This is a genomic window from Candidatus Francisella endociliophora, from assembly GCF_000764555.1.
Taxonomy (GTDB): domain Bacteria; phylum Pseudomonadota; class Gammaproteobacteria; order Francisellales; family Francisellaceae; genus Francisella; species Francisella endociliophora.
Window position 1 is genome coordinate 1,162,069 of the sequence record NZ_CP009574.1, and the last position, 20,187, is coordinate 1,182,255.

A 20,187-nucleotide genomic window follows, 5' to 3' on the forward strand; every position below is an offset into this window, starting at 1 on the left:
AAACAAGAAAAGACGTTTAACTTATTTTATGTTGGAAGGCCCTTTTTGCACTTGTTCTTTTACTGTCATCGGCTTTTCAACAGGCCTATCTTTAACAACACCTATATGTAACTGTTTACTATTAAGATTTATCGGGAATCCATTGTATCTACGCCATAGCTCATAACCCAAGCTTACATTATTCAATAATACCCAGCCGTGAACCTTTGTCCCCAGTCGCAACACATCAGAAGTTGGCCAATCACGAGAACCACTTTGCTTAACAAATATCTTAAATTGACCTTGAGCGTTATTCTGTGGAGATATAAACATAACTTCTCCCTCAAAAGTACCAATGGCAACTTGAGGCCAACCACTAAACTGAACAGCTGGCCATCCTTCAAATTGAAGCATAACCTTATCACCCATCTTAATAAGCGGAATATCCATACTATTAAGCCATAACTCAACTATTCGTGACTTACTATCTGGTACGATCGTTGCTAAGACATCCGTATCTTTCACAATTACACCACCAAGACCATGTATACGATCAACAATAGTACCATTTGTCGGGGCTTTAACTAAACGACTTTGTTGACGAGCAATTTGAACCTTAACCTTAGCAAGACTGATATTCAACTTAGCAAGTTCTTGAGTATAATTAACCATCTCCATCTGAGCTTGCTCATAGACTCTTTGAGTACTTGCACCCTTATCTACTAAATATTTATGACGCTCGATATTATTCTGGGTATTTTTAATTGCAAGCTTCACAGATTTTATACCTAATTCAATTGCAGCCTTCTCATCTTCCAAACGAGAGACAACCTCTGGATCCAAATCCAAAACTTCAACAATAGGATCACCTTTTTTGACATAATCCCCCTCAAAAACATACCACTTACCAAGTCTACCGCCGATAGGTGCTGATATATTTTGCTGACGCTCAGATGGAGAAAGAGTAGTAACATCTCCGTAGCCATCGACCGTTTGTTGCCATGGTATAAGAGCTAGTACAACGCCTACAGCAAGTATACTCAATAAGACTAAGAAAACTATCTTCTTAAAGCTAGGATCTTTTTTTAGCATTTCAAATGATTTTAATTGCATCAAAAGCCCCCTATTTAATAGATATAATTAATGTTGGAATCTCTAACTTTTCTAATATTTGAGTAATAGTCATATCTTTACTTCTATTAGTTAAGCCATACGAGTCAATCAATATCATAAGCTTTGGTCGCTTAAGAATTGCTCTAATAATATTCATCTTCAGAACAACCATAGTATCAAACTCTAAATTATACTTAATCGTTTGTGAGTCTATTCTCTTTTCAAAATGCTTTTCTAAGAAACTTATACCAAATACATCCAACAGCTCATTTAAGTGCTTAAGTCTCTCTTGAGAAAAATCATTTTCACATAAGTTATCTAAAACTGTTCCAGCAACAACCTCAATACCACTTGCTATATGGATATGCTTACTAATCTCTTCTTTTGTATAGTTTCTAAGGCATACCTCATTTATTTTGATAATCTCATCTGAATTATCATCAAAAAAAGCATTTAAAAGTGTTTGGGCGTCTTTTGTTGGTAAACTAAGTTTATTAAAATGATTCTGGGTATAGTCAAAAGTTGACTTACTCCCATCAGAAAGTGCAATTTCAATAAGTCTTACATCTTCTTTAAATTCAGCACGCTTATGTTCTGAAGGAAGTTCTTCTTTTTTAGATATTTCTAACAAATCCAAAATCTTACGCGTCGCTACAAGAAACCCATAACAATCATACAAATACTGGCTAAATTTAAGTAGACCAAGCAATACAATATTTACAAGAAGCTCTGCAGCAATAAGTTGACCAATAGAAAGTTGTCCGCTTATTATTAGATAACTTCCTATACCTAATAGCAAAATATTGATGAAGATATATGTTAACCCTATATATACATGTTGCCTAAAAACAACACTAAAGAAATCAGATCTCGCATCAAGATATTCACATAATTTAGCATCTGCTTTTTTCATTGAGCTTTCCTCTGGGCGCTGCCTAAATGACAAAAACTCAGCGGTTTTTTCTTCAAAGAAGTATACGATATCATATATAGAGCTAGATTCTTTTATACCAGCATCATAACCTGCTCTTAAAGGTATAAATATAGCCAATACAATACATGTAATCAGCAAAATATCAAAGACCAAAAACATTGGATGATAAAAAGCTAAAATAATCACACAAAATAGCGTCTGTAAGAAGATATCAAGTAGAATTATAAAAATCACAGAAACAGATTTTTGTAAAAACTTCAGCTCAAAAGCACGATTAATTTTCTCTCTGACATTTATTTTCATCAGGTCATTAAAATCAACACGATGAATAGCTGCGACTATACGTAATACAGTCTCAACAAAAACTTTTCTTTGAATATCCTCAACCAATTTTAGCTGAAAAATTCTGACGAAAAAAGCTGCTGTCAGCAATATAAATAATATAGTTATTAATGATATCACTGGCCTAATAGATAAGCTAACTCCCACTAAGTTCACTAGCGTTTGAACAGACACAGGAATAGTAAGAGATAAAAACCCTAGTAACAAACTATATATAATCAGAGTATATACAGTATGCCTAGGTATCTTTAATACCGTTTTAATTTGTTTATATAACATATGATCTAAAAACCTCCAATCAGTACCTTTTTAGTATAATCTAGATTTTTAGAATGTCTACTTTAGAAGATTAATTTTAATTAGGGTGTAGAAAGGTAAATTAGCTATTAATAGATCTCTCAAATACATGATCTATTTCTTTTAGATAAGTCTTTTTGATACCTTCAAAATCCATTTCAGGAATATCTAAATCATAACCATGCTCATCTTTCATTACTTTTTGTAGATTTTTCGAGAATGAATCATCAGGTTTAAGATCAAAAGCAACTTGCTGAACAATTTTGTAGCAATCTTCACGCATATATTCAGTATTTGCTACTAAGAAATGTAAGTAGAAGCTTGATAAATATGCACTTGTACTTCTAACTCTATCTTCGATAATATCTTTTTGAACCACAAGATTATCAATAGTATTTTTCATTCTACGCAGAGCATAAACCATAATGCCGAAGTTATCTGGTAAGTAAAATCTCTCAGCTGAAGAATGGGAAATATCTCTTTCATGCCATAGTACACAGTTCTCTAATGCAACAGATACATGAGACCTAAGCATTCTCGCCATACCTGTTAAGTTCTCTGTAGAGATTGGATTTTTCTTATGTGGCATAGTTGAAGAACCTTTTTGACCCTTAGAGAAACCTTCATATACTTCAAAAACATCACTTCTATGTAAATGTCTAATTTCAACAGCTAATCTCTCAATAGCAGAGGCTATAAGTCCATGGATTGATATAAGCTTAGCAATTCTATCTCTAGGGATAACTTGAGTTGATACTTCTTCAACTGGTAAACCTAAAATGTCAGCAGCCTTTTTCTCATCTTCTGTAGTTAAGATACAGTAGTTACCAACTGCACCTGAGAATTGAACCGTAAGACCATCTTTTTGAAACTCTTTAAGATCTTTTAGTCTACGTTTAAATTCAACATAAGCACCAAGGAATTTTTGGCCAAAGCTCATTGGCTCTGCAAACATACCATGGCTTCTACCCATCGTAATAATTTCTTTAGTTTCTTGAGCTTTTGCTAGTAATGACTCACAAAGAGCCTCTAAATCTTTAACAACAAAATCCATAGACTCACGAAGTTGTAAACTAAGAGCTGAGTCAATAATATCTGATGATGTCACACCGAAGTGGAAAAACTTACCAGTTTCAGCAGTAAATTGCTCTGCAATAGAAGTACAAAAAGCAATAATATCATGCTTAGTGACTTTCTCTATCTCATCAACTCTATCTGGTCTAATTTCTGCTTTTGCACGAATTTCAGCAGCTGTACCTTTTGGTACCATTTTTTCTTCTAATGCTTCTAAAATAGCTAATTCAACTTCAAGCATTTTTGTATATTTGTTTTCATCTGCCCAAATCTTTGAGATTTCTGCTACATCATATCTTTTTATCATCTTGATTGTCCCTATTGAATAAAACACAGGCATATATGAATGTTTTTGACACACATCGCCATGAGTTCACTTTAATGTTACGGTAAATGTATTTTAATTTTCTCAAATGGAGCTTCATTGTCAATGTTTTTAGTAACTGATATTACGCACCAAATATAACTTTTACTGAACTGCTATAAATTTACTCGATAATTTTTTTGATTTAGAATACATATTTATTACGCTATATGATAAAGTCAAACTAGAAAATCTAGAGAGGAAAAAATAATGAAAAAAATCTTATTTACTTCAATGACTTTTTTAGTACTTGCATCAGTTGGCTATAGTTCAGATTTAAAAGGTAGTGATTACATCTCTACTAAAGTCGGAGAAACATACAACTACAAAAGAATAAATGCGGATGATAAAGACAGTTTCATGATTGAAACTACTGTAAAAAGTTGTAACGAAAATAAAAGCTCTTGTCAGTATACTAGCCAGATAAAAAGCTCTTCTGAAGAAAAAGCCTCTGACTCTAAATATGAGTATTCATATAATATTAAAAAGGATGGTTCTGTTTATACAGATCTTACGGGCTCAGGTAAAGAGTTTTTATTTTTACCAGCTACTATAGAGTTTAACAAAAAAAGAACAGAAAGTAGCTCTTTTAAAGATGGTAACATCTCAAAAATTTATGAGTTTAAAAAACAAATTCCTAATATGAATGTTGGCTCTAAAACCTATAAAGATTGTATTGAGCTTGAAGCAGATACTACTGTTAATTACAAAAACAAAGAGCATAAGGTTGAAAGCCAAGAATTCTACTGTAAAGGAGTTGGCTTGGTTGAAGAAAACCTTAAAGAGATTCATAAATCAAAAGATCCTGTTACTTACAAAACTATTCTTTCATCAGTAGAATCAAAATAATTCATGAATAAACTCTATCTTAGCATAACTGTTACTACAGTGATCCTACTATCTAGTTGCTCTACTAACAATACTATAATCAAAGGGGGCGACTATGTCTCTATGCAACCAGATACACAATTTCACTATAAAAGAACTGCCCTAGAAGCTAAGAAATCAATATTTATAGATTTAGATATCGAGTTCTGTAATAAAGATCAGTCAAAGTGCAGATACTATGTAACTGTAAAAAATGATAAGAACAAAGTTATAGAAAAATTCTATGAAACATATAAAGTAAATTTCTTTGGCGATGTTTTCCTCACTGATAGTCTATATCCTAGTGGCACTTTACTACTTCCTGCAAGAATGGAGCTAGGTGATGAAATACAGATAAGCAATAATGATAAGTTTGGACCTATTCAAGAGAAACTACTAGCATACAAGATAATCCCTAAAATACAGATAAATAACAATAATTATAATAACTGTGTAAATATATTATTTGAAACAATCACGCCTACAGAAACTCTTGATTTAAAACTGACAACAGATGAGATAACTTGTAAAAATATAGGCACAGTTAGAAAAGAAATGAAAATGTCATATAAACCTAAATATGCAAATACTAGCACGGATGAAATTAGTAATAGTGTAATGAAGTATGCATCAACCCAAAGTATTGCTAAAAGTATGGGACCTATGAGTTTTTATAAACCTTTTATCACAAAAAAAGCAAAACCTGATAGCCAAGGATATATACTTATTGATACATATTTAGATATCTTACAGTCTATATCTCATAATCCTAGTGCCAACCCAAGTATAAACAACTTTGCTCCTGAAGATAAATATAACTAAAAGTTTGTTGAATAAATGTGAAAAAATCATTGAGCACATTCGACTCTGCTCATCTATCATATTTTGATTCTTTCCTTTAGTTACTAAATTAATAACTAAATTCTATTGTATATGAACGAGAGAGATTTTGCTGAGGTTTTATATCCACATTACCAATACGATACTCTATATCAACATCCATACCTAATGTATCACTTCTACCGCACCATGGTTCAATACATACATAAGGAGCATTTGCCTTAGGTTTTGACCATAAGCCAAGGTATTCAAAGCCATCAAAAGTTACTTCAATATAACGATCAGAACCTTTCTCAGCTAATCTGACTCTTTTATCTGTGAAACCGCTATACACAAGAGCATCATTATCAAAAGTATGATTGTCTAGCTCAATCTTAGATAGTTTGAAATGCTTAGTTTCACCAGTATAAAATGCCTCTGGTGTAATAGCATGAAAATCCAATTTTTGCTCAGAGAATACAATCTCATAATCACTAAACTTATGCTTATCATCAAAAGGGCAGGCAAATGCTGGATGCGCTCCAAAACCACACGATGCAACACTATCATCTAAGTTTATGATATTGTATTCTGTGATAAGTTTATTAGCTCCAAGAGTATATGTAACCTCAAACCTTAATCTAAACGGATAATCTTTTGCTGTAGTATCCATTGCTAAAGTAACACTACTCTCACTATGCAACACAATATCAAATACAGTATGGCGAGCCAGCCCATGATTGCCCATGGGATACTCTTTACCTTGATATCTAATTTTATTATCGTGAGATTTACCCACTACTGGAAATAGTACAGGCGAGACTCCCGCCCATATACTCCCTTCTCCAGACCACATATACTCATGATTAGTTGTAGCATTGATAACAGCTCGAACTTCGGCCCCTAGCTCACTAATCTCTACTAATAAATTATCATTTTTGATTTTAATCATAAGAATCCCCTTCTATGTTAGTGAAGAGGTACAATTTGCATTAGGCTTAATCTCACTAGAAGTAGTTACCATACAATACCCTCTTCAGGGTTAACTTCAATACCTTCAGTAAAAATGAGCAATTGAAAATCTAAGATTTAAAACACTCTATTAGTATTTTAGCATATTATTGACGAACAAAGATTCTAACTATAGCGATTCTCCTTCATAAATGGAGTGGAATTTGATTATTTATTTTATCTATGCTACTAAAGAGCATCGTATCCCCTTTTCATCAAAAGCATCATTAATAGGCTTAAATATATCTTTCTCAGTATAAAATTTATCAAACCCAACAACATCTTTTCTCCACAGTGAAGTTTTAATCTCCTGAGAATCAATCTCGAAGTTCATCACATTAACTTCAGGCTTTGAAATACTTTCTTTTTTAGATAGTACTGTTATTGCACAATATAATGCTTTACCACCCTCAATAGACTCATAGATTGTTACGGCACCTTTATCATCACTAATTTCTGAACTGCATGAAATAACAACACGTTCTTCTGATTTAACTCTAATTTTTATTTCAGTTAGGTTTTTTAAATTTCTATTATTTGAGAAACTCCCTATATTAAGCTGATAACTAGATGTGTATATATTTCCATATAAGATGTTATCTAAAGCACTATCGAACTTGCACTTCTAGATGATTTCCCTTTATAACTGTGTAAATTAGCGGATAAAAGCACTTCTTAGTACTATGATTTTGTATATATTTAGAAGGTGTTTTGATTCCGTAAACTTGCTGGCACCAATCTTTACTAGTATTTTCAGTAACAACTATATTAGCCTGACTTTGTGGGAGAAACAAATATAAAAGAACTCCAACAATAACTCCACCAATAATAGTGACTATAAGAGTATTTTTATGTTGATTGAGCCAACCTAACACTACCTACCCAACCCACTTTCTCGCATTTCTAAACATTCTCATCCACACTGAATATTCATCATACTCTGCTGGGATATGCGAGTTTGTAATAGCTCTATAGACGCGTTCTGGATGCGGCATCATTGCAAGGACACGACCATTTAGTGCTGTAACAGCTGTTAGACCATCTACTGCGCCATTTGGATTATATGGATACATCTCAGTTGCTTGACCTTGACCATCGATATATTTAAGAGCTATTTGCGAACTTGCTAGCATAGCTTGTTGCTGATTGTCATTTTCAAATAATGGACGACCCTCACCATGAGCTACTGCAATTGGTGCTTTTGTACCTGCCATATCAGCAAACCAAATAGAGTCAGACTCTTGAATCTCAACCATAGAAGCCCTTGCCTCAAACTGCTCTGATTTATTTTTAATAAATATCGGCCAGTTTTCAGCTCCTTTGATTAGTGATTTAAGTTGAGCCAACATTTGACAACCATTACACACACCTAATGCTAAAGTATCATCACGACCAAAGAATTTGCTAAACTCGACTTTTAGCTTCTCGGTAAAGAGGATATTTTTTGCCCAGCCTCCACCAGCACCTAAAACATCACCATACGAGAAACCACCACAAGCCACTAATACTTTAAAATCTGCCAAAGATACACGCCCAGCATGTAAATCTGACATGTGAACATCATGAGCTTCAAAACCAGCTGTAGTAAATGCTGCTGCCATCTCAACTTGACCGTTGACACCTTGCTCTCTTAGAATTGCAACTTTTGGCTTCTCAACATTAACAAATCTAGCTGTAATATCTTCTTCAAGATCAAAGCTCGCCTCAACATGGATACCTTTATCATCAGTATTTAAGATACTATCAAACTCCTGTTTAGCACACTCGCTATTATCACGAATTGATTGGATCTGATAAGAAGTCTCAGCCCACCATCTTTGTAAGTTTACACGCGTATTTGAATATACTTTCTCACCATTTGCAAAGATATTTAACTCATCGCTAGAGTTTAGCTTAGCTATTGCACACAGGTGAATTTGAGTATCTTTAAACATCTCTTCAACTAGTGCTAGATCGCTATTTTTAACTTGGATAACAGCTCCAACTTCTTCAGCAAAGAGTTTCACTAGCACATTTTGGGTTTGTAGATTGATATCTAAACCTTTACGCCCAGCAAACGACATCTCAGCTAGAGTTGCAAATACACCACCATCTGACACATCATGATATGCTAAGATTTTATTTTCAGCTTTTAGTTTAGTGATATTTTCAAATAGCACTTTCAACTTGCTTGCTTCAACATCTGGAGCAACATTACCAACTTGGTTATAAGCTTGAGCTAAACATGAAGCACCAAGTCTACCAGCACCATTAGATAGATCAATATGTAAAAAAGTCGTATCATTATCATCAACTAAAACTGGTGTAAGAGTCTTACGCGCATTTGTTACTGGTGAGAAACCTGAAATCACTAGCGATAAAGGCGATGTAACAGATTTGGCTTGACCATTATCTGACCACTTAGTTTTCATTGACATTGAGTCTTTACCAACAGGGATTGCAATACCTAACTCTGGAGCAAATTCCATACCAACAGCTTTTACAGTCTCATATAGCTTCTGGTTTTCATCACCCTGACTTGCAGCAACCATCCAGTTAGCAGATAGGCGAATATCACTTAATTTCTCAATATCAGAAGCTAACAAATTTGTTACAGTCTCAGCAATTGCTAATCTACCAGAAGCAGCCGCATTAATAGCTGCAACAGGAGTTCTCTCACCCATTGCCATTGCTTCACCAGCTTGACTATCTACTGTAGCAGTTGTCACAGCACAGTCAGCAACAGGGACCTGCCATGGGCCAACCATCTGATCACGAGCAACCATGCCTGTAATACTTCTATCACCAATTGTGATTAAGAAAGACTTAGAAGCTACAGCTGGTACTTTTAGTACTCTTTCAACTGCATCCTCAAGCTTGATAGCACTTGTATCAAAAGCATCTTGTTCAACTTTGACAGTTTTTACATCAATATGCATTTGTGGAGTATTACCAAATAATAATCCCATTGGTAAATCAACCGGTTTATTATCAAAATACTCATCATTTAGCGTAATATGCTTTTCAGAAATTGCCTCTCCCACTACAGCAAATGGACATCTTTCTCTATTACAAAGCTGCTCAAAAAACTCTAAGCTTTGCGGATCAATTGATAATACATACCTTTCTTGTGACTCATTTGACCATATTTCTAACGGAGAGAGTCCTTCTTCACCAACATTTACTTTTCTAAGCTCAAAATGGCCGCCAACATTACCATCTTTAACAAGCTCAGGAAACGCATTTGAAATACCACCAGCACCAACATCATGGATAAATGTGATTGGATTATGCTCACCCATTTGCCAACACCTATCTATAACTTCCTGACAACGACGCTCCATCTCAGCATTATCACGCTGTACAGAAGCAAAATCCAACTCAGAGTTAGCATCAGAAGATACAACAGATGACGCAGCACCACCACCTAGACCAATACGCATTGCAGGACCACCAAGACAGATTAGCTTAGCTCCAACATCGATATCGCCTTTCTCAACATGCATTCTCTTGATATTACCCATACCACCAGCAATCATAATTGGCTTATGATAACCAAACATCTCTTTACCAGCCGAAGTATTGACCTCTTGTTCAAAGGTTCGGAAGTAGCCATTGATATTAGGACGACCAAATTCATTTGAGTAATGAGCTCCACCAATAGGTGCCTCTAGCATAATTTGTAGAGGTGTTACGATATGATAAGGTTTACCATACTTAGTAGATTCCCAAGCTTGTTCAAAACCTGGGATATTTAAGTTTGATACTGTAAAACCAGTAAGCCCAGCCTTAGGCTTAGCTCCAAGACCAGTAGCACCCTCATCACGAATCTCACCACCAATACCTGTTGCTGAACCACTATGTGGTGCAATAGCTGTAGGATGATTGTGTGTCTCAACTTTCATTAGAATATCAACTTCTTCTTGATTGAAGTTATAAACACCTGTTTGAGTATTTGAATAAAACCTTTGAGCCGTTGTACCCTCTATCACAGCAGCATTATCTTTATATGCCGAAAGCACACCTTTTGGAGATTTTTCAGTAGTATTACGAATCATCTTGAACAATGATTTATCTTGCTCTTGGTTATCAATAGTCCATTTGGCATTAAAAATCTTATGTCTACAATGCTCAGAGTTTGCTTGAGCAAACATATATAGCTCTGTATCTGTAGGGTTTCTGCCAAGCTTTGTATACTCATCTGCTAGATATTCAATTTCTTGCTCACTTAGAGCTAAACCAAGCTTTTTATCAGCATCTTTGATAGCTTGCACACCATTTTCGAGAACATTGACAAACTCAAGCTCTTTTGGTGCTGTAACACTAAATAATCTGTGCAAGTCATCTTTGCATGTAAAAACTTCTTCGACCATACGATCATAAACTAAAGCTTCTATAGCTTTTATCTCGCTATCAGAAACCTGTCCCTCTACACCAAATAGAACTGCTCGTTCTACTCTTTTGACAGCATTAATTCCAGTATTACGAATAATATCAGTAGCCTTTGACGACCATGGCGAGATTGTTCCAACTCTTGGAGCTGTTATAAATGTGTGGCCCTTTGGCTCTGCAGAACCATACTCTTTATTGTAGTTAAGCAGCGATTTGATAATCTGCTCTTGGCTCTCGCTTAACTCTTCATCAATCTCAACGACATGGATATATTCTGCCGATATTGACTCTACTTTGTTTGATATCTTTTTAACATCTGCTAAAACTTTCTCTCTTCTAAATGGAGATAGTGCACTTAAACCTTCAAAAACTCTAATCATTAGTTATCAAACCCTTTGTATTTCTTTTCCAATTCTTTTAATTCTTTACGATGTCTTTCTAACTCGTCTAAATAAGCTTCATCAACATCTCCTGTAATATAATTACCAGAGAAAACACTATCTTCAAACTCTGTAATTCCAGGATTTTGTTTTTGTACAATTTCTTTCAAATCACATAAAGGTAGATATATCAAACCATCAACACCTATCCATTGGCGAATTTCCTCTAAAGATTTACCATGAGCAATAAGATCTGATTTAACTGGCATATCTATACCATATACATTTGGATAGCAAACAGCTGGTGATACAGATGCAAGATATACTGACTTAGCACCAAAATCTCTAATCATCTCGATAATACGTTTAGACGTTGTACCACGGACAATAGAGTCATCTACAAGCAGGACATTTTTATCTTTAAACTCTGCTGGAATTGGGTTTAGCTTTCTTCTGACGAAATTCTTTCTATCAACATTCTCTGGCATAATAAACGTTCTACCAACATAGCGGTTTTTAACAAAACCTTCACGATACTCAACACCCAATGCTGTAGCAATTTCTTGAGCTGAAGCTCTACCCGTCTCTGGTACTGGAATTACAATATCAATTTCTTTATCTTTCCAAACATCTTTAATTCTCTCACTGAGAGCTTTACCCGCATCTACTCGAGCTTGATAAACACTAACACCATTCATAATACTATCAGGACGGGCAAAATATACATATTCAAATAGACAAGGAGCTAGGACTGGCTTTTTAGCACAAACTTTTGAGTGAACTTTTCTATCTTCTGTAATTATTATAACCTCGCCAGGCTCTACATCTCGCAGTACTTTAAACCCTGATATATCCAATGAAACACTCTCACTTGCAACCATATAGGCTTTTTCGCCATCATCATACTCTTTAACACCTAGTACAAGAGGTCGTATACCATACGGATCTCTAAAAGCTACTAAACCAAAATTAGCAATCATTGCTGTGCAAGCATATCCACCTCGAGCATGTTTAAATACAAAATCACATGCTTTGTATACTGCTTGAATAGTTGGACAACCTTTGGATTTATTCATTCCACAAGCAAAGAAGTTAAGCAGCAATTCAGAATCAGAAGTCGTATTTAAATGGCGTCTTTCTATATCATGCAACATCTGTGCAAGCTCTGGAACATTAGTAAGATTACCATTATGGGCAAAAACAATACCATGTGGATTATTCACATAGAAAGGTTGACTGTCTGCAGCTCCAAGACTTCCAGCTGTTGGGTATCTAACATGTCCAATCCCCATATTGCCTTTTGATTTTTCAAGTTTATCATCTGTAAATACATCACTTACAAGCCCTGTATTTTTGCGCATAAAGAAATGCCCTTGATCCATGGTAGCAATACCAGCAGCATCTTGACCTCTATGTTGTAGCAAACTCAACCCATAAAATAACGCATAACTAACCTGATTAGGTCCAGCAACCCCAATTACTCCACACATAAACCACCAACTACTTTTAGTTTTAATTCATTATTAACAGACATATTATACCAATATTTAACACAATAAATTAATCAAAATCATTGAAAATTCTAATGAGAAAAAGTTTCCTTATTCTTTAAATCATTCTTATTTTCCAGAGAGTCAATAACAGATTTTAAATCTCTTAACATCAACTGTGCTAAATCAAGCGTGAAACCTTTACGTACAAGCACTCTCATTACGACAAGGTCTTCTCTGTGCTTAGGCATCGAATATGCAGCTATCTGCCACCCTCTAGCTCGAATTTTTTCAGATACATCAAACAATGTATAGTTCTTACTTTTCTTTAATGACCAACTAACAGCTGGTATACCATTATCTCCATCATGGATAATTTCAAACCTATCTAACTCTTTAAGCTTTTTAGCAATATACTTTGTAACGTCATAACTTATTTGATGAACTTTCTTATATCCTTCAAACCCTAATCTAACAAAATTAAAGTATTGTGCAACAATTTGTCCACCAGGTCGCGAAAAGTTAAGTGCAAATGTTGGCATATTACCACCAAGATAATTGACATTGAACACCAGATCTTCTGGTAAATATTTTTTATCTGTCCAAACAACCCAACCGACACCAAGAGGAGATAGCCCAAACTTATGGCCTGATGCATTTATTGATTTAACTCTTGGCAGTCTAAAGTCCCATTTCAGTTCAGGGTTTATAAAAGGTGCTAAAAAACCTCCTGAAGCTCCATCCACATGCACTGGAATATCTAAACCTGTTTCTTTCTCAAATTTATCAAGAGCTTTACATACTTCTTCTACTGGCTCATATTGTCCTGTGAAAGTCACTCCAAGCGTTGGCACTACTCCAATAGTATTTTCATCACACCTCTCAATTACAGCTTCTGGAGTCATTATCAGACTCTCATCAGACATTGGAATCTCTCTAAGCTCAATATCCCAATATCTTGCAAACTTATGCCAACATACCTGTACAGGCCCCGTAATAAGATTTGGCTTTGAATAGTCTTTACCTTGTGCTTTCATTTTATCACGCCAACGCCACTTCATTGCCATACCGCCAAGCATAGCAGCCTCTGATGAACCTGTAGTTGAGCAACCAACCGTATTATCAGATGTAGCATTCCATAGATTAGCTAGAATATTGACACATCTTGACTCTATCTCTGCTGTTTGAGGATATTCATCCTTATCAATCATATTTTTATCAATACAGTCATTCATTAATCTATGAATATAATCATCGACCTCTGTCTGGCAAAAGGTAGCCAAGTTTTGTTTTGAATTACCATCAAGCATTAGTTCATCTTTGATCTCTTGATAAACCTGCATTGGATCCTGAGTGTTTTTTGGAATCTCAATTTTCGGCAATGACTCTTCGAAAAAATCGAAATCATCTGTTACTTTCTTCTTACTATGTAGCCCCACTACTTCCTCCCTTTACCTCAAACTTTTTTAAATTCAAAATTATCTATTTCAAAAAAACTTATTTGCTTCTGCATAATGTTTTCACAACAGATTGATATAACCAAATCATTATGAAAGACAGTCACGAAGTCATTTTGATATTTTTCACTAAGCCATTGTTGATTTTCATTTTTATAAAATATTGCTTCTCTTAGCTCTTTTGCAATACCTAAAGAACTCCTTTTAACTTGAGCTTCTTTTAATGTCCACAGTGTGTAAAAATCTACACTTTGCTGACTATTTTGTACTAACGAAGCATACTCATTAGTATCAAAATATCTCTTTGCAATTTTTAATATATTCCGAGTTTTGTTAACCTCTTCAGCATCAATACCAACTTCAGAATTAGATACAGTCATAACTATCTGATCTTGTGTATGACTAATATTAAAAAACAAACTACCATTTGCTAAATAAGGTTTAGAATTTGTTATTGAGAATACTGGTGAAATATCAAAAAACTTTTCAAAAACAAAATAACGAATAAATTGTGAAAATATTTTTTGATCTGATGTAAGCTTTTCTTTTTCAACTCGTGATACCAGCCAAGACTTAAGGAGCTCAGCTTTATATTTTTTAAAATCTAAAATAAAAGCTGAGATTTCTGACATATAAAATGTTACTCCGTTGCAATCTGCGAAATAATATCTGTCTTACCAAGGATACTATTGATATATTCAACATCTTTATATGTTAGACTTCCTTGTAACTGTTTTAATCTGACATAATCCTCAACATAATTAAATATTGAATCAGCAAATGAAAGCTGTGCTTGGACAAGTATTGCCTGACGGTTAAGTAAGTCAACAATAGTCTGTGTCCCAGCCTCAAACCCTTCTAAAATAGCTTTTACAGAGGCAATACCTGAATATACTGATTTTCTAAATGCATCAATCCTAACAGCGTCTAAAACAACTGTCTGATACGCTTCAACAGTACCTGCATAAGTTTCTCTTTTTGTTTGTAATAGCGCATAATCAGCTGCTTGATTATCATAACTAGCCTTCTTCAACTTAGCATAATCAGAACCACCTCTAAGCAAATTCCAATTAACTTCTCCGCCTATATTAGCAACATCATATTTTTTAGGAATATTTTGAGTCTGATTTCTAGCACCAGAAAGATTGTTGCTTGACATCAAAATACCACCTGTAAGATTAACATTTGGAAAAAAATTACCCCACTCTATCCCAACACCTTCACCAGCTGCCTCATATTCAAACTTTTTCTGTGCTATATCTAAGTTGTATTTCTCAGCTGTATTTAGCCAATAATTAATATCATCAGGAACAGGATTACCAAATTCAGTATCTTTTGATATATATAAAATAGAGCTTATTCGCTTACCAATAAGCTTCGCCATAACGGCTTTTGCATTAATTAAATTTCTCTGAGCATTGACTCTATCTGCAATCGCCTGACGATATTGAGCATCGGTTGTTTTAAAGTCAGCATAAGATACCATACCTGAGTTATATTGATACTTTTGGGTCAAATATAACTTCTTGTTCCATGCCTCATTCGCAAATTGAAACTGTAAAGCTTGCTCTGATCTTAAAAGCTCAAAATATGCTGTTACCGTATCTGTAATTAAAGTTTGCTCTGCCTTTGCATAAATCATCGCATAGGATTTTTGTAAATATGTTGCTTGAGTATATGTTTTCCATTTACCCCAATCAAAAAGAGTTTGTGAACCACTAAAATTGACCAAATTGACAGTATCATTCACAGTTCCACCAAACTGCTTATATAAGTCTCTCCGCAAATTATAACTGGCATCGATCTGAGGAAGCAAAGCACCTAAAGCTGTAGGTACTGTTTCAACATTTGCCGCGAAAGTTGATCTAGCTGCTTGATAATCAGCATTATGCTCAGCAGCTAAAACATAAATATCTACTAGGCTGTAATACTTGTCTTCAGTATCTCCGACCATAGCCACTTCATCGGCTTTTTTAAGATTATAAAAAGCATTGTTTTCTTTTATCTGATCGGCTTTTGCATATTGTTTCTCAACACTGTATGGTTTTGATGCAACATCTGTGCCTATAGGTCTGCCTACATCATTATATTTTGGAACAGGGGTATTTTCACTAGCAAAAGCAGTTAATAACCCAAATATCCCAAAAAGGTATAAGCCGACTTTTTTCATCATAATCTATTCACTATTTGTTATATACATCAAAAAGAAATGTTTTCTCATATCCATCTTTAGATGTCTTTGTCACACTATATACTTTATCACAAATGCAAGTACGTACCACATAAACAACCTTACCATTCATGTCTAAAAACACTAATAAAGATTCATCAAGCTCGTCTTCTTCCAAAACTGTTGATATATATATACGATCATATTTCTGTTGGCTGCTAGCTTTTTCATGTAGACTCTCAGCATGAACAAATTCAACATTATTTATGCCAATCTCAGCTAGTTGTTGCTTAGCTATAGCTAATCTATCTTCACCATAATCAACTAACTCAACTTTCTCAGCCATCTTTGCTAACAATGCTGCAGGATAACCGCATTCTAAACCAAGTTTCAAAACAGAACTGTTTGGCTGTACATCAAGAGCCTCTATCATCCTTGCTGTAAGAGTTGGACTTCTTAGCTCTCTATCGCCAAAAACAAGAGGCGTATCACAATAAGCTAAGCCCTGAATCTCTTTAGGTAAAAACTTTTCTCTAGGAATATCTGCCATAATCTTAGCTACACCGTCTAAAGAAAGTCCTTCCGTAAGCACCTGCTGTTTTACCATATTTTCTCTAGCAAACTCGAAATCCATAGTATAAGACCTTTAATATTTAGAAATAAATTTGTACATTTTCAAATACCAGATAATACCATAACAGCACTATAAAAGGAACTATCCTAAATTTTAGATTTGGAAATCTCTACAAAAAAAGATAAAATTCTATAGCTAATTTTATTAAAAAAATAATATTTCTTTTGTTAGTACAAACATACTAGCAATAACTAAATTCAAGGAAACTAAACAATGAAACGACCAGAACTTCTATCACCAGCAGGTTCACTTAAAGCTATGCGTTATGCTTTTGCTTATGGTGCAGATGCTGTATATATTGGGCAACCAAGATATAGTTTACGAGCTAGAAACAATGAATTCTCAAAACTTGAGATTCTTGAAACTGCTGTCAATGAGGCTCATGCTCAAGGCAAAAAAATAATGCTTGCAAACAATATTGCCCCACATAATGCCAAGATCAAAACCTATATAAAAGATATTGCCCCTGTAATGGCTTTAAAACCTGACGCTATGATTATGTCAGATCCTGGTATGATTATGTTAATAAGAGAGCATTTCCCAGATCAAGAAATTCACCTATCAGTACAGGCAAATGCAGTAAACTACGAAACTGTTAGGTTTTGGCAAAAATTTGGAATTACAAGAGTTGTGTTATCTCGTGAACTATCACTAAGAGAAATCGCAGAAATAAAAGAGAATGTTCCTGATATGGAAATTGAAACTTTTGTACATGGCTCCCTTTGTATGGCATATTCTGGAAGATGCTTACTTTCAGGCTACTATAGCCATAGAGATCCCAATCAAGGTGTTTGTAATAACGCTTGTCGTAATAACTACAAAGTAGCTGAAGCTAAGCAAAATGAGTGGGGAGATTTTGAACCTGTTCAAACACAATCTACACTTGGGCTAGGTACTCCATCTGACAAAGTTGTACTAATAGAAAATGATAAAGAACCTGGCCAATATAACCCAATGTTTGAAGACGAACATGGTACATACATCATGAACTCAAAAGACCTACGTGCAATACAGCATGTTGAAGCGATGACAAAGATGGGAGTTGATTGCTTTAAAATTGAGGGGCGCACAAAATCATTCTTTTATGCTGCTAGAACTGCTCAGCTATATGATCAAGCCATCAAAGACACTTTAGCTGGTAAGCCCTTTGATATGTCACTAATGGATAAACTTGAAGGTCTTGCACACAGAGGTTACACAGAAGGTTTTTATCGTCGCCATGTCCATGATGAATATCAAAAATACGAAAACTCTGACTCACGTAGTTCTACTCAGCAATTTGTTGGTGAAATTACTAATTTTGATGAGCAAACAGGCTATGCTGATATTAACGTTCGCAACAAAATGAAAATCGGTGATAGCATTGAACTAATGTTACCATCAGGAAGCCGTGAAATTATCCTAGACAATATGCTAGATAAAGATGGTAATCACATGGAAGAAGCAAAAGGTAGTGGCTATCAAACAAAAGTTAGATTTGATAATGTCACTTCTGAAGATATGAAGTTTGCCTTAATGATTAAGAACCTGAAGTAATAAAATTAATTTTTAGTTGATCGTATAATTCAAATTTAAGCCTTACTTTGGCTCTTTTAATATAATCAGCAGAGCAAAACAGATTACAGACATAATAATCATTGTAATAGCTATTGGCAAAGAACTTGTTGCAGGGAAAAGCATAGCAATACTACCTATTACTCCACTAATAGCGAATTCCATAGTTCCAAATAATGCTGCAGCAACTCCCGCTATCTCATAAAAAGGCTCTAGACTACCACTAGCACCAGTACCAGTTGTAAAAGCCGCACCAAATGTTGCAAAAAAACATGGTGCAAAGAAGCCCCATAAACTTAAGCCATATACCAAATATATAGTCAAAGAAGTAACTCCTGCTAAAAATACACAAGCAACACCAAATATAGCTGTTTTATAAACTCCTAACTTATTTACTATAGCTCCTGATAGAAGTGAACCAATCATAAATGCTAATCCAGCTGAACCAAATACAACATATATTTCAGATATTGGATATCCTAAATAAGTAATAATATATGGCGTCATTGAAAACAATATAAAGAATGATGCCATACCAGATACTGCTGTAAGTGAATAAGCCCAAAACTGTAATGATTTACCAACATACAAATATCTTGCAAACACATCCCAGGACATTTTTTTACGTCTTTCAATAGGAAGGCTTTCTTTTACAAAAATTACAACTATCAAGAATGATATAAAAGCCAAGCCAGTAAGAAATATAAATGCTGATTGCCACTGAAAATGCATAGCTAACTGTACACCTATCAAAGGACCTATAATAGGTGATATTGAAATAATGGCATTTATAAAGCTATATATCATCGAACTAGTCTTACCTGAGTATGCATCTCTAATAATAGCAAATGCGCAGACTGATAGCCCACAACACCCAAGCCCTTGAACTACCCTAGCAGCTATTAAAAACTCAATGGTACTAGATAGCGCACATAGGATAGAACCGAAGACAAATAATATTGATGAAATCAAAATAACTTTAAACCTACCAAGTTGATCAGATAGCGGTCCAAGAAATAACTGCCCTACTCCTGTAACAACCAAAAACAATGACAATGTTATTTGTACCATTTGCTGAGTTGTATTTAAAGATTGACGCATTTCAGGTAGAACAGGCATATATACATCCATAGCTAGTGCAAAAGCAAAAACCATAGGCCCTAAGATCAGAATAGTTTTTAATGGAGAATATTTCCACATAAGAAATTCCTCTTATTTTATTATTAAGTAGCGGATTATTATAACAGAATATTTAAAATATGTTACTGATTTAGTATACGACATAAAAGACCTACTTCCTTAGATAGGATTTTACTTAATTATATAGACTC

The 20,187-nt window shown here is 34.6% G+C and carries 15 protein-coding genes; 3 read left to right on the forward strand and 12 right to left on the reverse strand.

All coding sequences use genetic code 11. The features are described 5' to 3' along the window. Positions 1–21 precede the first annotated feature (21 nt). The 3 genes from QI37_RS05755 to purB all read right to left on the reverse strand — a co-directional run bounded on the left by QI37_RS05755 (position 22) and on the right by purB (position 4,046). The gene (locus QI37_RS05755) at positions 22–1,092 is read right to left on the reverse strand and encodes an HlyD family secretion protein (protein WP_040009410.1); all 1,071 of its coding nucleotides are present in this window, start codon (positions 1,090–1,092) and stop codon (positions 22–24) included. 10 nt (positions 1,093–1,102) lie between these two features. Further along, positions 1,103–2,647 (reverse strand): ATP-binding cassette domain-containing protein, encoded by a 1,545-nt coding sequence (locus QI37_RS05760; protein WP_040009412.1) that lies wholly within the window; start codon positions 2,645–2,647, stop codon positions 1,103–1,105. A gap of 100 nt (positions 2,648–2,747) precedes the next feature. Then, on the reverse strand, positions 2,748–4,046 hold the full coding sequence (gene purB, locus QI37_RS05765; RefSeq protein ID WP_040010724.1) for an adenylosuccinate lyase: 1,299 nt from the start codon (positions 4,044–4,046) through the stop codon (positions 2,748–2,750). A gap of 267 nt (positions 4,047–4,313) precedes the next feature. Here purB and QI37_RS05770 point away from each other — a divergent pair, with 267 nt between their 5' ends. Together QI37_RS05770 and QI37_RS05775 are read left to right on the forward strand one after the other, a co-directional pair. Further along, the gene (locus tag QI37_RS05770) at positions 4,314–4,952 is read left to right on the forward strand and encodes a hypothetical protein (protein ID WP_040009414.1); all 639 of its coding nucleotides are present in this window, start codon (positions 4,314–4,316) and stop codon (positions 4,950–4,952) included. A 3-nt stretch (positions 4,953–4,955) separates the two neighbouring features. Beyond that, complete coding sequence (locus QI37_RS05775; RefSeq protein WP_052399161.1) at positions 4,956–5,792, forward strand: hypothetical protein; 837 nt, start codon at positions 4,956–4,958, stop codon at positions 5,790–5,792. An 88-nt stretch (positions 5,793–5,880) separates the two neighbouring features. Here the strand turns inward: QI37_RS05775 and QI37_RS05780 are convergent, their stop codons facing one another. The 8 genes from QI37_RS05780 to QI37_RS05815 form a co-directional block, all read right to left on the reverse strand. Next, entirely contained in the window at positions 5,881–6,741 is an 861-nt protein-coding gene (locus QI37_RS05780) for an aldose 1-epimerase family protein (protein WP_040009416.1), read from the reverse strand. A 240-nt stretch (positions 6,742–6,981) separates the two neighbouring features. Continuing rightward, entirely contained in the window at positions 6,982–7,134 is a 153-nt protein-coding gene (locus QI37_RS10250) for a hypothetical protein (protein WP_158409068.1), read from the reverse strand. A 544-nt stretch (positions 7,135–7,678) separates the two neighbouring features. Further along, complete coding sequence (gene purL, locus QI37_RS05790) at positions 7,679–11,551, reverse strand: phosphoribosylformylglycinamidine synthase (RefSeq protein ID WP_040009422.1); 3,873 nt, start codon at positions 11,549–11,551, stop codon at positions 7,679–7,681. Beyond that, positions 11,551–13,041 (reverse strand): amidophosphoribosyltransferase, encoded by a 1,491-nt coding sequence (gene purF, locus QI37_RS05795; RefSeq protein WP_040009426.1) that lies wholly within the window; start codon positions 13,039–13,041, stop codon positions 11,551–11,553. Before purF ends, purL begins: the two co-directional genes overlap by 1 nt. Before the next feature lie 92 nt (positions 13,042–13,133). Then, positions 13,134–14,480, reverse strand: coding sequence for a glutamate decarboxylase (gene gad / locus QI37_RS05800; protein ID WP_040009429.1), 1,347 nt, complete (start codon positions 14,478–14,480; stop codon positions 13,134–13,136). A gap of 17 nt (positions 14,481–14,497) precedes the next feature. Beyond that, entirely contained in the window at positions 14,498–15,130 is a 633-nt protein-coding gene (locus QI37_RS05805) for a 4'-phosphopantetheinyl transferase family protein (RefSeq protein WP_040009432.1), read from the reverse strand. 8 nt (positions 15,131–15,138) lie between these two features. Further along, positions 15,139–16,668, reverse strand: a complete 1,530-nt coding sequence (locus tag QI37_RS05810; RefSeq protein ID WP_040010726.1) for a TolC family protein — start codon at positions 16,666–16,668, stop codon at positions 15,139–15,141. A gap of 13 nt (positions 16,669–16,681) precedes the next feature. Further along, complete coding sequence (locus tag QI37_RS05815) at positions 16,682–17,302, reverse strand: protein-L-isoaspartate O-methyltransferase family protein (RefSeq protein WP_040009435.1); 621 nt, start codon at positions 17,300–17,302, stop codon at positions 16,682–16,684. Between the two features lie 213 nt (positions 17,303–17,515). Between QI37_RS05815 and trhP the strand changes: the two genes are divergently transcribed. After that, positions 17,516–18,838, forward strand: a complete 1,323-nt coding sequence (gene trhP, locus QI37_RS05820; protein WP_040009438.1) for a prephenate-dependent tRNA uridine(34) hydroxylase TrhP — start codon at positions 17,516–17,518, stop codon at positions 18,836–18,838. A gap of 42 nt (positions 18,839–18,880) precedes the next feature. Here trhP and QI37_RS05825 read toward each other — a convergent pair whose 3' ends face one another. Continuing rightward, positions 18,881–20,056: a multidrug effflux MFS transporter gene (locus QI37_RS05825; protein ID WP_040009441.1), complete on the reverse strand. Its 1,176-nt coding sequence runs from the start codon at positions 20,054–20,056 to the stop codon at positions 18,881–18,883. Positions 20,057–20,187 lie beyond the last annotated feature (131 nt).

Bases quoted from the DNA above. Each gene is read 5' to 3' on its own strand.
- QI37_RS05755 (WP_040009410.1), bottom strand. From the start codon at position 1,092: ATGCAATTAAAATCATTTGAAATGCTAAAAAAAGATCCTAGCTTTAAG.
- QI37_RS05760 (WP_040009412.1), bottom strand. From the start codon at position 2,647: ATGTTATATAAACAAATTAAAACGGTATTAAAGATACCTAGGCATACT.
- purB (WP_040010724.1), bottom strand. From the start codon at position 4,046: ATGATAAAAAGATATGATGTAGCAGAAATCTCAAAGATTTGGGCAGAT.
- QI37_RS05770 (WP_040009414.1), top strand. From the start codon at position 4,314: ATGAAAAAAATCTTATTTACTTCAATGACTTTTTTAGTACTTGCATCA.
- QI37_RS05775 (WP_052399161.1), top strand. From the start codon at position 4,956: ATGAATAAACTCTATCTTAGCATAACTGTTACTACAGTGATCCTACTA.
- QI37_RS05780 (WP_040009416.1), bottom strand. From the start codon at position 6,741: ATGATTAAAATCAAAAATGATAATTTATTAGTAGAGATTAGTGAGCTA.
- QI37_RS10250 (WP_158409068.1), bottom strand. From the start codon at position 7,134: ATGAACTTCGAGATTGATTCTCAGGAGATTAAAACTTCACTGTGGAGA.
- purL (WP_040009422.1), bottom strand. From the start codon at position 11,551: ATGATTAGAGTTTTTGAAGGTTTAAGTGCACTATCTCCATTTAGAAGA.
- purF (WP_040009426.1), bottom strand. From the start codon at position 13,041: ATGTGTGGAGTAATTGGGGTTGCTGGACCTAATCAGGTTAGTTATGCG.
- QI37_RS05805 (WP_040009432.1), bottom strand. From the start codon at position 15,130: ATGTCAGAAATCTCAGCTTTTATTTTAGATTTTAAAAAATATAAAGCT.
- QI37_RS05810 (WP_040010726.1), bottom strand. From the start codon at position 16,668: ATGAAAAAAGTCGGCTTATACCTTTTTGGGATATTTGGGTTATTAACT.
- QI37_RS05815 (WP_040009435.1), bottom strand. From the start codon at position 17,302: ATGGATTTCGAGTTTGCTAGAGAAAATATGGTAAAACAGCAGGTGCTT.
- trhP (WP_040009438.1), top strand. From the start codon at position 17,516: ATGAAACGACCAGAACTTCTATCACCAGCAGGTTCACTTAAAGCTATG.
- QI37_RS05825 (WP_040009441.1), bottom strand. From the start codon at position 20,056: ATGTGGAAATATTCTCCATTAAAAACTATTCTGATCTTAGGGCCTATG.